We start from the raw sequence: 14,366 nt of genomic DNA, 5'->3' as shown, positions 1-14,366 counted from the left end.
AGTAGAACCTCCTGGATTTGCTGTAACTGTCCAAGTACCTGAAGATGGCAACCCGCTTAATGCAACACTTCCTGTAGCTACCGAACATGTAGGTTGAGTAATAGCCCCTACAACAGGTGCTGAAGGTGTAACTGGTTGTGGATTTATAATCGCATTTGTTGAAGCTGTAGAAATACATCCATCTGAATTTGTGACTGTAAAACTATATGTTGTTCCAGCTGATAAACCTGTAAAATTAGCACTTGTTCCCGTTCCTGTTATAGTAGAACCTCCTGGATTTGCTGTAACTGTCCAAGTACCTGAAGATGGCAACCCGCTTAATGCAACACTTCCTGTAGCTACCGAACATGTAGGTTGAGTAATAGCCCCTACAACAGGTGCTGAAGGTGTAAGCGAAGCACTAATACTAAATGAATTAGAAGGATTAGACGTACACCCTCCACCACCAACAGTAGCAGAGACAGTGTATAAAGTACCAGCTGTTAAATTATTTATACCCCCTCCAACTCCAACATTTGGCCCAGAAGGAGAAAAAGAATATGTAACCGAATTATCATAATTTGTTACTGTAGCTGTTCCTGCAGTAGAACATGTTGCCGAAGAAGTTGATATAGTAGGAATTGCAGGTGGTGTACAGCCAATAGTAATTATTAAATTGGCAGTAGCAGTATTTCCTGATCCAGGTATATTATCGCTGATGGTATATGGAATAGAATCCGTTAAAGTTTGTCCAGATGTTAAAGCTAATACGGCTGGATTGCTTGAATTTAATGTGTAAGTGTAATTACCATTAGCATAAATAATAAAAGTTCCATAAGTACCCGCTACTGCTATGCCTACATTAGATGTTGACCCATTAACTTCTAAAACCCCTGAGGCCTCATCATCTTGCCACAATAAATCGGTAACTCCTGCAATTTGTCCACCAGGGTCAGCTGCAGTAGCATATGGACCATAATTATAATAAAATTCTAATTTATCAATTGGACTATTAAATGAAATCGTTACATTTCCATGAGCGTCATTAGGAGGGACACTTCCTGTTCCGTAAAATGTATCATTACCTACTTGAACAATCGATCCAGCAACTTGTTTATTGTAATTTACAGTTGTTCCTGATAAACTACCTACCACTCTCATCTGATCTTCCCAAGAGTTTCCTTGAGAAAAATCAATATCAGAAATTGCAAACGCAAGATTTGTGATAGGCTTACTAAAATTAATTGTTAATTGATTATCTCCTGCAGGATTTACCGCTGGGTCAGAAACAAATAATAAATAACCAGAATGCCCACCATTAGTTGTAAAGTCAATTGTTTGGTTTCCAGCACCACCTACCCCAGCTGGCGTATTTTGGACAAAAGATAATGTAACGCCACCTAATGAACGGTTAGTCCCGTTTATTGCTGCACCATTTGTATATTGACTTTCCCAAACAAATAAAGATGAATTTCTATCCAATCTATCTAAACCTAACCCACTGTCATCTGTAACCACATTACCAGTAGCGGTAGTATTTGTTCCCACTGTTACTGAATTCGTATTATCAGTAGCTATCGGTGGTTCCGTTACACCATTTATTGTAACTGTTAAATATCCATAGTCAAAATTACCTACATTGTCTCTAACTTTATAAGCAATTATATCCGTAATATTTACACCATTCTTTAACCCTCTTACAGTTGGATTATTTACATTTACAGTATAAGAATAAGCTCCGTTACTTTGAACAGTAATAGTCCCGTATGTGGTATTATAAGCTGTTCCAACAAATGATGTATAACCATGAACTTCAGAAATAGTTTTTGTATCTCCTGATGTTGCATCTGTATCATTTGTAACCAAGTTTCCTGTTACTGCTATAGCTGAATTAGCGACAACAGAATTTGTGTCATCTACCGCTATTGGATCACTACCTGTCGTTAAACTAGTATAAGCAGACAGTGTATTATTTGGATCAGTTACACTTACAACTGCATAACGACGAGTATCTCCTATAGCAGGATTTGTATGTCTATAATATTGAAACCTCAATAATGTTTCTAAATTATCGACAAGCATAGGTTGTCCAAAAACTTCGGTGATATCAAAAATATAGGCTGTAGCATGAGAAATTCTAAAAGTATTTGTTCCCACAACAATATCATATGTAGTAGCCGATGTTGTACTAATTTGATAGTTACCTAAATTCGTACCTGTAGTATTGTAAATAAAAAAAAACTCGTTTGCAGTATTGGGCACACCCGTTGGAGTCCCACTAGTATTAGTTGAAAACGTTATCCTTGCAGTTGTTGCAGTCCCTGTAGATGTAATAATTTCTGTATTGTATGTACATGGAGGATAAATTGTACCCGCTGCATTGACCATTACTTCATGATTTACACCAGGCATAGGGCCATTTAAATCAATACTTGATACAGTTTTAGAAGAAGATAATGCGTTTTTTTTATTACTGTTTAAAATAGTCTTATTTACTATTTTATTTTTAGAAACGAACTCTTTTGATAAAGATTCTTGATAAAAATTTTCCTCTTCATAAATCTTTAAGTTATTTTTCTCTTGAGCAAAGAAAAGATTAACAACTAAAAAAAGGAAAAAAATTAAATAATTTAGACTGAATAATTTTTTAATCATATTACTGCATTTAGATAAATACTATTATTAGACTTAGTTTAAACTTACTGATAAAATTTATTTTTTTAATTATTTTAGAAATATTTAGAAATCATAATTCTTACATTTAAATCTAAAATATTTTAAAAAATTTAAAACTATTACAAAGTAACAAATTATAATTTATTTAACAAATAAAAGATTATTAACATTTACTTAAGCCTCTATAATAAAGCTACATAATAAATTTATCATTTTAAATTAATTTCGACAAAAAAACAAGAAATATCGGTGAACAAACTTAACCTATAGATATATTGTATATCTATTACACTTATTATATACGATAAAAAAAAAATATTGGTTTTACAAAAGATTATATATTTGCAAAAAAAATTGTAATGAGCTTTAAAGAAGAGATAAAGAAAAGAAGAACTTTTGGCATTATATCACATCCTGATGCTGGTAAAACAACATTAACCGAAAAATTACTTTTATTTGGTGGAGCTATACAAGAAGCAGGAGCTGTTAAAAGCAATAAAATAAAAAAGGGAGCTACATCCGATTTTATGGAAATTGAACGCCAAAGAGGAATTTCTGTAGCTACTTCTGTTCTTGCTTTTAATTACAAAGATAAAAAAATCAACATCTTAGACACTCCTGGTCATAAAGATTTTGCTGAAGATACCTTTAGAACTTTGACTGCTGTTGACAGTGTAATTGTAGTAATTGATGTTGCAAAAGGTGTTGAGGAACAAACTGAAAAATTAGTTGAAGTTTGTAGAATGCGAAATATTCCAATGATTGTCTTTATCAACAAATTAGACCGTGAAGGTAAAGATGCTTTTGATTTAATGGATGAAGTAGAACAGAAATTAAAATTGAGAGTTACTCCTTTAAGTTATCCAATTGGAATGGGTTATGATTTCCAAGGTATTTACAATATTTGGGAAAAAAACATTAATTTATTTGAAGGAGATAGCAGAAAAAACATTGAAGAAACCATTGCTTTTTCTGATATTGAAAGTAAAGAATTAGAAAAAATTATAGGTGAAAAACCAGCAAAAAAATTACGTGAAGAATTAGAATTAATTAGCGAAGTATATCCCGATTTTAATGAATCAGAATATTTAGACGGAGAATTACAACCCGTTTTCTTTGGTTCTGCTTTAAATAATTTTGGAGTACGTGAGTTATTAGATTGTTTTATTGAAATTGCACCTACTCCACGAGCAAAAGAATCGGATACTCGATTGGTAGAGCCAGATGAAGAAAAATTTAGTGGTTTTGTATTTAAAATTCATGCCAATATGGATCCTAAACACAGAGATCGATTAGCCTTCGTTAAAATTGTATCTGGAACTTTTGAAAAAAACAAACCTTATTTACATGTGAGACATGGTAAAAACGTAAAATTCTCTAGTCCGAATGCTTTCTTTGCAGAAAAAAAAGAAATTGTTGACATTTCATATGCAGGTGATATAGTAGGACTTCATGATACAGGAAATTTTAAAATTGGTGACACATTAACCGAAGGTGAAAAAATGAATTTTAAAGGTATTCCAAGTTTTTCACCAGAACATTTTAGATACATAAATAATGCTGACCCTTTAAAAGCTAAACAATTAGAAAAAGGTATTGACCAATTAATGGACGAAGGTGTAGCCCAATTATTTACATTAGAAATGAATGGAAGAAAAATAATTGGTACAGTTGGAGCTTTACAATATGAAGTAATTCAATACCGTTTAGAACATGAATATGGTGCAAAATGCATTTATGAAAATTTTCCTGCCTACAAGGCTTGTTGGGTAAAGCCAAAGGATCCAAAAAATGAAGAGTTTCAAGAATTTAGACGTGTTAAACAGAAATTTTTAGGCCATGATAAATACGGGCAACTTGTATTTTTAGCCGATAGCGAATTTTCAATCCAAATGACTAAACAAAAATATCCAACAGTTGAGTTATTTTTTACTTCAGATTTTCGTATTACATAATTTTTTCATATAATTGTATATTGATGAAAATCAATTTATCTGCTAACTTTAACCTATCATAAAATGAACTCAAAATTACTATCTATTTACTTGACTATACTTATGTCATTGTATAGCTTTGTAGGTTTTGCTCAAGTTGATCCGCCTGCTGATGACGATCCTCCTGCTGCTCCAATAAATTCACAATTAATATGGCTAAGTATCGCAGGAATATTATTTGCTTTATACGCATTTAACAATAAATATCAAAAAATAAAAAAATAAAAAAAGTTGCTTTAAAAAAGCAACTTTTGTTTTATAATAAAATACAACTTGTTTCAAAAGTTTTCTAAAGATCATTAATATTTTATATTTAATTGTGATGAGATAAACTATCTGTTTCTTTTTTGTTCTCTAGCTAACAAGGTATTCTTTAACAACATTGCAATGGTCATTGGACCCACACCACCTGGCACAGGTGTTATATAAGAAGCCTTTTTAGAAACATTTTCAAAATCTACATCTCCTGTAATTTTATAACCTTTCTCAGAATTTTCATCAATTACTCGAGTAATACCCACGTCGATAATAACCGCATCATCTTTAATCATTTCTGCTTTTAAATAATTAGGAACTCCTAATGCTGTAATAATAATATCCGCTTGACTCGTAATTTGATTAATATTTTTTGTATGACTGTGAGTTAGTGTTACAGTTGAATTTCCAGGAAAGCCTTTTCGTCCCATCAAAATACTCATAGGTCTTCCTACAATATGACTTCTCCCAATTACAACCGTATGCTTACCTTTCGTCTCAACATTATATCTTTCTAATAATTCCAAAATCCCAAAAGGAGTAGCTGGTATAAAAGTAGTCATATCTAAAGCCATTTTACCAAAATTTTCAGGATGAAAACCATCTACATCTTTACTTGGGTCAATAGCTAAAATAATTTTTTGTGTATCTATTTGCTTTGGCAAAGGTAACTGAACAATAAAACCATCTATAGCATCATTCTCATTAAGTTCCTTAATCTTCTTTAAAAGTTCAGTTTCAGATGTTGTACTCGGCATTTTAACTAATGTAGACTCAAAACCTACCCTTTCACATGCTTTTACTTTACTGCCTACATAGGTTAAACTTGCTCCATCATTACCTACAATTATTGCTGCCAAATGAGGAACCTTCTCGCCATTTTCTTTCATTTTCAAAACTTCTGCTGCTATCTCATTTTTGATATCATCAGAAATCTTCTTACCATCTAATAAATTCATTTTGTTGTTGTTAGTAGTTATTTTATACAAAAAAAGAAGACGCGAAAATTCACGTCTTTATATTATCTCATTCCTTTCATTCCTCCCATCATCTTCATTAGATTCTTTCCTCCACCACCTTGCATCATCTTCATCATCTTACTCATCTGGTCAAACTGCTTCATCAATTGATTTACTTCTTCAATTTTTCGTCCAGAACCTTTAGCAATTCTATTTTTACGCTTAACATCTATAATTGAAGGCTTACTTCTCTCTATTGGAGTCATCGATTGAATAATCGCTTCAATATGTTTAAATGCATCATCTTCAATCTCTACATCTTTTAAGGCTTTCCCAGCACCTGGAATCATACCTACAAGATCTTTCATACTACCCATTTTTTTAATTTGCTGAATTTGTGAAAGGAAATCATCGAATCCAAACTCATTTTTAGCAATTTTCTTTTGTAATTTTCTTGCCTCTTCTTCATCATATTGTTCTTGCGCTCTTTCGACTAAAGAGACAACATCTCCCATTCCTAAAATTCTATCAGCCATACGAGAAGGATAGAAAACATCAATCGCATCCATTTTCTCCCCTGTACCAATGAATTTTATAGGTTTATCTACAACAGATTTAATTGAAATTGCAGCTCCTCCTCTTGTATCTCCATCTAATTTGGTAAGAACAACACCATCAAAATTCAATCTATCATTAAATGCTTTTGCTGTATTCACCGCATCTTGACCTGTCATGGAGTCAACTACGAATAAGGTTTCTTGTGGCTGAATCGCTTTATGTACATTAGCTATCTCTGTCATCATTTCTTCATCAACAGCTAAACGACCCGCGGTATCGACAATAACCACATTAAAACCATTAGATTTAGCGTGTTTGATCGCATTTTGAGCAATCTCAACTGGGTTTTTATTTTCTGGTTCAGAATATACCTCAACTCCTATTTGTTGTCCAACAACATGCAATTGATTAATTGCTGCTGGTCTATAAATATCACAAGCAACTAATAACGGTTTTTTGCCTTTTTTAGATTTTAAAAAATTAGCTAACTTTCCAGAAAATGTAGTTTTACCAGATCCTTGTAAGCCTGACATTAAAATTACTGTAGGATTACCAGATAGATTAACTCCTGCAGCATCGCCTCCCATCAATTCGGTTAACTCATCCTTAACAATCTTAACCAATAATTGCCCTGGTTGCAAAGTAGTTAATACATTCTCGCCTATTGCCTTTTCTTTTACTTTTGCAGTAAAATCTTTAGCTATTTTAAAATTAACGTCTGCATCTAAAAGTGCTCTTCTAACTTCTTTTAAAGTATCCGCAACATTTACATCGGTAATTTTACCATGTCCTTTTAATATATGAAAAGCCTTATCTAATTTATCAGTTAAATTATTAAACATAATAGTATTTGATTTTAATAAGTGGCAAATATAAGACAAACTGTAAAAGTTTCAAAGTGAGTAGAAAACTTGTTTAAATAAAAAAACCAGTCTTATAAAAAGACTGGTTTGAATAGAATTGGGGACAACAAATAAAAAACCAAATTTTAATTCTTCTCAAACGTTAAAAAGTCTGTACCACCATTTCCACCGCTTACATCTACTAATTCAATTTTAGTAGATGAATAGGATTGTATATCCCAATCATCTGTTAATTCATTTGAAAACATTTCAGGTGAAAGGAATGCTATATTAAAATCTAAATCATTACTAGAACTATCATCATTTACATCCGTATTGGTAACAGACCAAGTTCCTGTGTAAGTATTTACTCCATTAGAAGCTGTTAAAACATTAGATGCTGCGAATGTGAAATTATAGCCTGCAAAATTTGCAGTTTCATTATTTCCAGAATCTTCATATAATGTAATCCTCCATGTTCCTTGACTAGCCGCATTTATAACTGGAGTAGGGTCTTGATTTGATGAAGATACATCATCATCATTACTACATGTTGAAGCTACATTTAATATAAAAATGAGCAACAATAATGGCAAAATTTTAATTCTTTTCATGTTTATAGCTTTTAATTGTTTGTTTAATTTTTTTCTAGATACAAATAATTATTTCCGCCATTTCCTTGACCTACCAAACGTAATTTTACAAGTGTAGTAGAATATTCCACTACTTTCCACTTTTCTTCCAATCGTTCCAACTCGTTACCATCTAAATCTATCTCTAATTTTCTTTCGCTCGAATTAGAATTAATTTTCCATTCTCCATTTATAGTACTGTTATTTCCTGTAACTTCAATATCTTCGTTATAAAGAAAAACAATATTATAACCGTTAAAATCGGATGTTTGGTTTTGGTTATTCTTAAAAAAATAAGCGACTTTCCATGATCCATCTGTTATAACACTTTCAAGAGTAATTCCACTATTTTGATTACTTCCACAATCTTCTAATGCATCTTCCAAAAAACTTTCAAGTTCTTCGTTTGAGTTCACAACCGTATTTTGATTTGCATTGTTAACAATTGAAACTGGATAAACTATTGAAAGTAATAATTGTTCATCCACATCGTGTAGAAAATTATACATCTGTTGATTAGAATGTATTGTAATATTTCCTGTTATTTGATTAATACTATCGTAAGTAGTAAAAATTATTGGATATGCAAATGAGACACAATCAATTTCATGAGAATCATGATCTTCCTCTTCCTCACAATCTTCCAAAACATCATGTAAATCATTTTCATTTGAAATTATTAAGCTTTCAAAATTTTGAAACTGAATGGTTATTGGAAAAACGAAATTTACAATATCATCATCATTTGAATTAGCATTAATTGCATCATCAACCAACTGATAACCTGCAGCATTCAAAACAGTAATTTGTTGTCCATTCACAATTACTTCTACAGGTAATTGCACTGTAAAACAATTTGAGTTATCTAAAACATTATCATGTGAAGTAGGATTTTGAGCCACTCTAGACATTAATCGAAACAAAGGAGCTTTAGCCGAAAGACTAGTCTCATCTTGCACAATTTCGTTTTCTTCTTTTTGACAAGCAAAGATCAAAACAAAAAGAACACCTATAAATCCTACTTTTATTAATTTACGCATAATAATATTTTAATTATATAAAAACAAATTATAAGCAACTAATACAATTAAACACCAAATTAAAGATTGTATAATTACATAATTTACTCTTTTTTCTTCAAACGATTTTTTATTCAACGGCATTCCCATTTCAGAAAAATTTAAATTATTAAGTTTATTTTTTTACATTTGTTTTATATAAAACAGTTCTATTAACTTTTACCCTACCTGTTTTTATATATTTTTTTAATGGAAGAGAAAAATAATATTTGTGAGGAGAAAATTTTTACTGCTTTTTTTAAAAAAAATGTAAAACCATTACGAAATTATATATTATATAAATTTGGCAATGAAGAATTAGCGGAAGATATAGTTCAAGAAGCTTTTACCAAGCTTTGGCAGAATTGTAAAAATATACCCATTGAAAAAGGAAAGTCATATATTTATAGAGTGGCTAACAACGCTAGCTTAAATGTAGTTTCTCATCAAAAAGTGGTTTTAGAATACACAAAAAACAATGTAAATGATGAAAGACATAATGAAAATCCTGAATTTTTATATGAGCAAGAAGAATTTAAAAAAAAATTAATAAAAGCCATTAATACTATAAACGAAACACAGCGTATTGCTTTTTTAATGCATCGCATTGATGGAAAAAAATATGCTGAAATTGCAGAAGAATTAAATATAAGTGTTAAAGCAGTGGAAAAAAGAATTCATTTAGCTTTAATTCAAATAAAAAAAGAAATAGTAAATTTCAAGTAGGGTAAAACGCTATTTAATTGTTTACTAATTAAATAAAAACTAAAAATGGAAGAAAAATACATACTTGCGAAATGGCTTGAGGATGATTTATCTTCAAAAGAGTTAGATGATTTTAAACAAAGTCAAGATTTTGCTATATATCATTCTATTAAAGAATTTTCGTCTCAATTACAAACTAAAGATTTTGATGAAGATAAATTATTAGATAAGATAAAATTCATAAAAAATGATTCTTCAAAAATCATTCAAATAGGTCAAAATTGGTTCTTTAGAATTGTAGCTTTAATACTTATTTCTTTAGGTATTTTCATGTTTTATCAAGAAAACAACAATACTATTGAATTTGCCGAAAAAGGGGACAAATCCGCTTTTTTATTGCCTGACAACTCAGAAATCACACTAAATTCTGAATCGGAAATAAAATATAAAAAAGAAAATTGGTCTAAAAACAGAAGCCTACATCTTAATGGAGAAGCCTATTTTAAAGTAGCCAAAGGAAAAAAATTTGAGGTCATTACCGATTTAGGAAAAGTGACCGTTTTAGGAACTCAATTTAATGTTAAAGCGAGGAACAATCGTTTTGATGTTATTTGTTTTGAAGGAAAAGTCAAAGTTTCAAAAAACAATAAAACGCTTATATTAAAGCAAGGAGAAAAAGTTTCTTTTGAAAAATCAGATATGATTTTTAACAAAAAAACTTTAGAAAGTATGCCGAGTTGGTTGGAAACAGAATTATTCTTTGAACAAGAACAATTTAAAAATATCATTGAAGAAATAGAACGTCAATACAACATTACAATAAACCATAATTTAAAAACCACTAACCAATTATTTACTGGAAAAATACCCAATAACAATGTAAAAATTGCTTTAGAAATTATCGCCTCAACCTATAGATTAAAACTGATAAAAAATTCTAATTTTCAATATGAATTGAAAAACAATGAATGAAATTTAATCTGTTTATTTCATACTTTACATGCATTGCCCTTATACTGAATAGTTTTGCTCAGGATAAGGGCAATACTATTGAATTAAAAACAATCTTACAAGAAATAGAAAAAGAAGAAACCGTTACTTTTAATTATTTAGAAGAAGATATTGCATTATTTAAATACATTCCTCCTTCAAAAAAATTAGATTTAAATGACAAATTAAATTACTTAGCAAGTCTATCCAATTTAAATTTTCATTTTATTACAAAAAATTATATTTCAATCAGTTCCAATCCCAATACTAAAATTTGTGGTTATTTATTTGATTCTGAAACAAAAGACAAAATTACAAATGCAACTGTGCACTTTCAGAACACTAATATTTTCTCTATTTCAGATGACAATGGTTACTTTGAAATCGTTTTTAAATCTAATAATCCAATAGAAGTAAACCATCTTAGTTATTATAAAAAATTCCTAGATTATAAAAAAATCAAACCCAATCATTGTATTGAATGGTTTTTAGAACCTCAATCTAGTCAATTAAAAGAAGTTATCACACCCGTATATCTTACAAAAGGAATAAGTAAAAAAAGAGATGGAAGCTTTGAAATTCAATCACAAAAATTTTCTATTTTACCTGGATTGACAGAGCCAGATGTCTTTCAAACCATGCAACAATTAACAGGTATTAATAGTGCCGATCAAACTATTTCAAACACAAATGTAAGAGGTGGCTCACACGATCAGAATTTATTTTTATGGAATGGCATTCGCCTGTTTCAAACAGGGCATTTCTTCGGTTTAATTTCAGTTTTAAATCCTAATTTACCTAATAAAATTAAGATTATCAAAAATGGAACTTCTGCATTTTATGGCGAAAGTGTTTCAAGTACTATAGCAATTTCCACAGAAAATAACTTCACTAATTATGATTCATTTGGTCTCAATTTAATTAATTTCGATTTTAACAAAAAAATCAAAACTGGGAAAAATGGCTTATTAACTATAAGCGCCCGAAGATCCTACACTAATTTTCTCGAGACTCCAACTTATAATGATTATTATAAAAGAATTTTTCAAAACACCATTGTTACTTCCATAAGTGATAATCAGGATGTCTCTTTTAATTCTGATGTAGCTTTTTATTTTTTTGATACATCTTTACAATTGGATCAAAAAATTAATGATAAAAACACTATTCAAATCAACCTCTTAACCATTTCAAATCAATTAGATGTTAATCAATCTAAAATTGAAAATGACACAACTGTTGAAAAAAATAGTTCTTTAGATCAAGAATCTTTTGGTGGAAGTTTTTTATTTCAAAGAGATTGGAATAAAAACAACACCTCTCAATTTACGCTTTATGCATCTAATTATAATGTTCACTCTACAAATGAATCTATAAACAGTAATCAAATACTTTTTCAAAAGAATAGTATTTTTGATACTGGAATTCGTCTAGAGAATAAACACCATATTGACTCTTCCTTTATTTTTAAAAACGGATATCAATTTAATGAAATAGGTATTCGTAATATTGATGAAGTTAACACTCCATCTTTTTTTAGAAATAATAAAAAAGTACTAAATAGCCATGCCCTTATTACTGAAATTGATTACATCACAAAAAATAAAAAAACAGGAATTAACTTAGGAATTCGAAATAATTATATTTCTGAATTAAGAACATATCTATTTGAGCCTAGATTACATTACAATTATCAAATTAACCCTTTTTTTTCATTTCAATTATTAGCTGAGAAAAAACATCAAACAACTACACAAGTTATAGATTTACAGCAAGATTTTTTAGGAATAGAAAATAAAAGATGGATTTTAGCAGATCAAAACAATACTCCCATTATAAAAAGCAACCAAATTTCTTTGGGTTTTTCATACAAAAAAAACAATTGGTTACTATCTACAGATCATTTTTATAAAAAAGTTAAGGGTATAAATTCTAAAAGTCAAGGGTTTCAAAATCAGTTAGAATTCGAATCTATAACAGGTAATTACAACACGATTGGAGCAGAAATATTAATCCAAAAACAGATTCAAAACTTAACTTCCTGGATAAGCTATACTATTTGCCAAAATAATTATGATTTTGACTCTTTTGAACCCAAAAAATTTCCTTCAAATTTTGACATTCAACATAATATAAGCTGTGGATTAGTTTATAATTTAAACCTTTTAAATATTGCTTTGGGTAGCCGATGGTTTACAGGGAAACCAACTACCAATCCTTTAAATAATACCATTCAAGATAATAAAATTGTTTACAATTCTCCTAATTCTGATCGATTGCCTAATTTTTTTCAAACCAATATTTCTGCTAACTATACTTTTCAAATAAAAAAAACAAATCAATTACAAGTAGGTGCTTCTATTCAAAATTTATTTAATACTACTAACGTGATTAATCAGTATTTTAGAATTAATCAAAACACAAACACTATTGAAAAAATTAATACTTATTCTTTAGAACTCACACCCAATGCTTATTTCAGGTATTATTTCTAAAAATTTGCATTTTTACTTAAACTTCTTTCTTATAAATGAGTTAAAAAAAATTGAAACATTTCAAGAATTTATCCGACTAATGAATAAAAACTAAATTATGATTTTAACAACCACTCATTCTATAGAAGATTATAAAATTATAGAATACTTAGGCATTGTATCAGGAATTTCTGTTAATATGCAAACAATGAAAATGACTTTTAACATGAAGAAATATTATGCAGCAATTAGTGAAAGTATTGCTGAAGTAAAAGAGCAAGCCTTTGCTCAATTAAAAGAAAATGCTGAAAAATTAAATGCTAATGCTGTCGTAGGAATAAATGTTGACATGGAATTAACCACTAGTAATTATGTTACTGTTACTATTACTGGAACTGCTGTATATATTGCCAAAAGTAAATAGAAAACCACTTTCATTAATTCTGTTTTAACTTAAAAAGAAGCTGTCCAAAAAGTAATGCTTTTTGTCAATCTGAACTTGATTCAGATTCTAAATTAAACTAATAATCAATATTTTAATATTCTAAAATCGAAGATTCAACGAAGTTAAATAAATTCAGTATGACACCTTTGTAGACTTTTTGGACAGCCTCTTTTCTGTTTTCAATCAATCCTTTATTTTAAGAACTTTTCTTAATATATCTTCCATTAAACACCATTTAGTAAAGGAAGATTGCAATAAATTAGCGCCTACAAAAATCGTAAACCAAAGCCAATTTTGATTGACATACATCGCAAGTAATACGCTTACAATTATAAAAAATCCTGCTATTGCTCTTATTAATCTGTTTATCATTTTTATTCAATTATTATTTTATAATTTACGATAACTACATTTTCCCTGTAAGAGAATTTTTATTTTTTTTCTAGACTACATTGATAACTCAACATTCACAACAGCTACATGAACTCTTGACATAGCATGCTGTTTTTGATTAAATTGCTCTATTAATAAAAATAAATTAGTCACATTTTCTTTTTGTACAAAAGCATAATACATCTTAGAATCGGTTTCATTCATTTCAGATGCAAACCAATTTCCTTCAACATCTTCTTCTGTACTGTCTCGATAGCCTTTTACCTCTCTGTAAGAGTAAGATAAAATTTTAGCTTCTTTAAGCATTTTTTTGATTTCCTTATCAAATGCTTCAATGGCAGTTAGTATTACTAATTTCATATTTCTTTAAAAGTCACTCCATACAAACTCCCTTTTCGAGAGTTTG

The 14,366-nt window shown here is 29.6% G+C and carries 13 protein-coding genes; 6 read left to right on the top strand and 7 right to left on the bottom strand.

All coding sequences use genetic code 11. From position 1 onward, the window contains the following. Window positions 1-2,634 (bottom strand): VCBS domain-containing protein (locus HALO113_RS11090; RefSeq protein ID WP_159779080.1); only part of this gene is annotated, 2,634 nt, incomplete at its 3' end. Window positions 2,635-3,014: 380 nt separating this feature from the next. Between HALO113_RS11090 and HALO113_RS11085 the strand changes: the two genes are divergently transcribed. Together HALO113_RS11085 and HALO113_RS11080 are read left to right on the top strand one after the other, a co-directional pair. Beyond that, entirely contained in the window at window positions 3,015-4,610 is a 1,596-nt protein-coding gene (locus tag HALO113_RS11085; protein WP_159779079.1) for a peptide chain release factor 3, read from the top strand. A 102-nt stretch (window positions 4,611-4,712) separates the two neighbouring features. Continuing rightward, a complete protein-coding gene (locus HALO113_RS11080) occupies window positions 4,713-4,874 on the top strand; it encodes a hypothetical protein (protein WP_159779078.1) in 162 nt (53 codons plus the stop codon). Window positions 4,875-4,981: 107 nt separating this feature from the next. On the opposite strand, the gene HALO113_RS11075 is transcribed toward HALO113_RS11080, so the two are convergent. The 4 genes from HALO113_RS11075 to HALO113_RS11060 all read right to left on the bottom strand — a co-directional run bounded on the left by HALO113_RS11075 (window position 4,982) and on the right by HALO113_RS11060 (window position 8,935). Next, window positions 4,982-5,863 carry a bifunctional 5,10-methylenetetrahydrofolate dehydrogenase/5,10-methenyltetrahydrofolate cyclohydrolase gene (locus HALO113_RS11075; RefSeq protein WP_159779077.1) on the bottom strand — a complete coding sequence of 294 codons (882 nt, stop codon included), beginning with the start codon at window positions 5,861-5,863 and terminating at the stop codon, window positions 4,982-4,984. A gap of 62 nt (window positions 5,864-5,925) precedes the next feature. Next, on the bottom strand, window positions 5,926-7,263 hold the full coding sequence (gene ffh / locus HALO113_RS11070; protein WP_159779076.1) for a signal recognition particle protein: 1,338 nt from the start codon (window positions 7,261-7,263) through the stop codon (window positions 5,926-5,928). A 146-nt stretch (window positions 7,264-7,409) separates the two neighbouring features. After that, window positions 7,410-7,877 (bottom strand): hypothetical protein, encoded by a 468-nt coding sequence (locus HALO113_RS11065; protein ID WP_159779075.1) that lies wholly within the window; start codon window positions 7,875-7,877, stop codon window positions 7,410-7,412. Window positions 7,878-7,900: 23 nt separating this feature from the next. Beyond that, window positions 7,901-8,935 carry a hypothetical protein gene (locus HALO113_RS11060; protein ID WP_159779074.1) on the bottom strand — a complete coding sequence of 345 codons (1,035 nt, stop codon included), beginning with the start codon at window positions 8,933-8,935 and terminating at the stop codon, window positions 7,901-7,903. Between the two features lie 228 nt (window positions 8,936-9,163). Here HALO113_RS11060 and HALO113_RS11055 point away from each other — a divergent pair, with 228 nt between their 5' ends. The 4 genes from HALO113_RS11055 to HALO113_RS11040 all read left to right on the top strand — a co-directional run bounded on the left by HALO113_RS11055 (window position 9,164) and on the right by HALO113_RS11040 (window position 13,546). Beyond that, window positions 9,164-9,679 carry an RNA polymerase sigma factor gene (locus HALO113_RS11055; RefSeq protein ID WP_159779073.1) on the top strand — a complete coding sequence of 172 codons (516 nt, stop codon included), beginning with the start codon at window positions 9,164-9,166 and terminating at the stop codon, window positions 9,677-9,679. A 45-nt stretch (window positions 9,680-9,724) separates the two neighbouring features. Next, window positions 9,725-10,630, top strand: coding sequence for a FecR family protein (locus HALO113_RS11050; protein WP_159779072.1), 906 nt, complete (start codon window positions 9,725-9,727; stop codon window positions 10,628-10,630). Beyond that, a complete protein-coding gene (locus tag HALO113_RS11045; RefSeq protein WP_159779071.1) occupies window positions 10,627-13,143 on the top strand; it encodes a TonB-dependent siderophore receptor in 2,517 nt (838 codons plus the stop codon). Before HALO113_RS11050 ends, HALO113_RS11045 begins: the two co-directional genes overlap by 4 nt. Window positions 13,144-13,240: 97 nt before the next feature. Beyond that, complete coding sequence (locus HALO113_RS11040) at window positions 13,241-13,546, top strand: YbjQ family protein (protein WP_159779070.1); 306 nt, start codon at window positions 13,241-13,243, stop codon at window positions 13,544-13,546. Window positions 13,547-13,750: 204 nt separating this feature from the next. Here HALO113_RS11040 and HALO113_RS11035 read toward each other — a convergent pair whose 3' ends face one another. Together HALO113_RS11035 and HALO113_RS11030 are read right to left on the bottom strand one after the other, a co-directional pair. Beyond that, window positions 13,751-13,939, bottom strand: a complete 189-nt coding sequence (locus HALO113_RS11035; protein ID WP_159779069.1) for a DUF2892 domain-containing protein — start codon at window positions 13,937-13,939, stop codon at window positions 13,751-13,753. Between the two features lie 75 nt (window positions 13,940-14,014). Further along, window positions 14,015-14,320 carry a hypothetical protein gene (locus tag HALO113_RS11030; RefSeq protein WP_159779068.1) on the bottom strand — a complete coding sequence of 102 codons (306 nt, stop codon included), beginning with the start codon at window positions 14,318-14,320 and terminating at the stop codon, window positions 14,015-14,017. Window positions 14,321-14,366 lie beyond the last annotated feature (46 nt).

It is taken from the genome of Flavobacterium sp. 9AF, assembly GCF_902506265.1.
GTDB lineage: Bacteria > Bacteroidota > Bacteroidia > Flavobacteriales > Flavobacteriaceae > Flavobacterium.
This window is presented reverse-complemented; position numbering and strand designations above follow the sequence as displayed.

Excerpts from the sequence above, each read along its gene's own strand:
- HALO113_RS11085 (WP_159779079.1), top strand. The coding sequence starts at position 3,015 with ATGAGCTTTAAAGAAGAGATAAAGAAAAGAAGAACTTTTGGCATTATA.
- HALO113_RS11080 (WP_159779078.1), top strand. The coding sequence starts at position 4,713 with ATGTCATTGTATAGCTTTGTAGGTTTTGCTCAAGTTGATCCGCCTGCT.
- HALO113_RS11075 (WP_159779077.1), bottom strand. The coding sequence starts at position 5,863 with ATGAATTTATTAGATGGTAAGAAGATTTCTGATGATATCAAAAATGAG.
- ffh (WP_159779076.1), bottom strand. The coding sequence starts at position 7,263 with ATGTTTAATAATTTAACTGATAAATTAGATAAGGCTTTTCATATATTA.
- HALO113_RS11065 (WP_159779075.1), bottom strand. The coding sequence starts at position 7,877 with ATGAAAAGAATTAAAATTTTGCCATTATTGTTGCTCATTTTTATATTA.
- HALO113_RS11060 (WP_159779074.1), bottom strand. The coding sequence starts at position 8,935 with ATGCGTAAATTAATAAAAGTAGGATTTATAGGTGTTCTTTTTGTTTTG.
- HALO113_RS11055 (WP_159779073.1), top strand. The coding sequence starts at position 9,164 with ATGGAAGAGAAAAATAATATTTGTGAGGAGAAAATTTTTACTGCTTTT.
- HALO113_RS11050 (WP_159779072.1), top strand. The coding sequence starts at position 9,725 with ATGGAAGAAAAATACATACTTGCGAAATGGCTTGAGGATGATTTATCT.
- HALO113_RS11045 (WP_159779071.1), top strand. The coding sequence starts at position 10,627 with ATGAAATTTAATCTGTTTATTTCATACTTTACATGCATTGCCCTTATA.
- HALO113_RS11040 (WP_159779070.1), top strand. The coding sequence starts at position 13,241 with ATGATTTTAACAACCACTCATTCTATAGAAGATTATAAAATTATAGAA.
- HALO113_RS11035 (WP_159779069.1), bottom strand. The coding sequence starts at position 13,939 with ATGATAAACAGATTAATAAGAGCAATAGCAGGATTTTTTATAATTGTA.
- HALO113_RS11030 (WP_159779068.1), bottom strand. The coding sequence starts at position 14,320 with ATGAAATTAGTAATACTAACTGCCATTGAAGCATTTGATAAGGAAATC.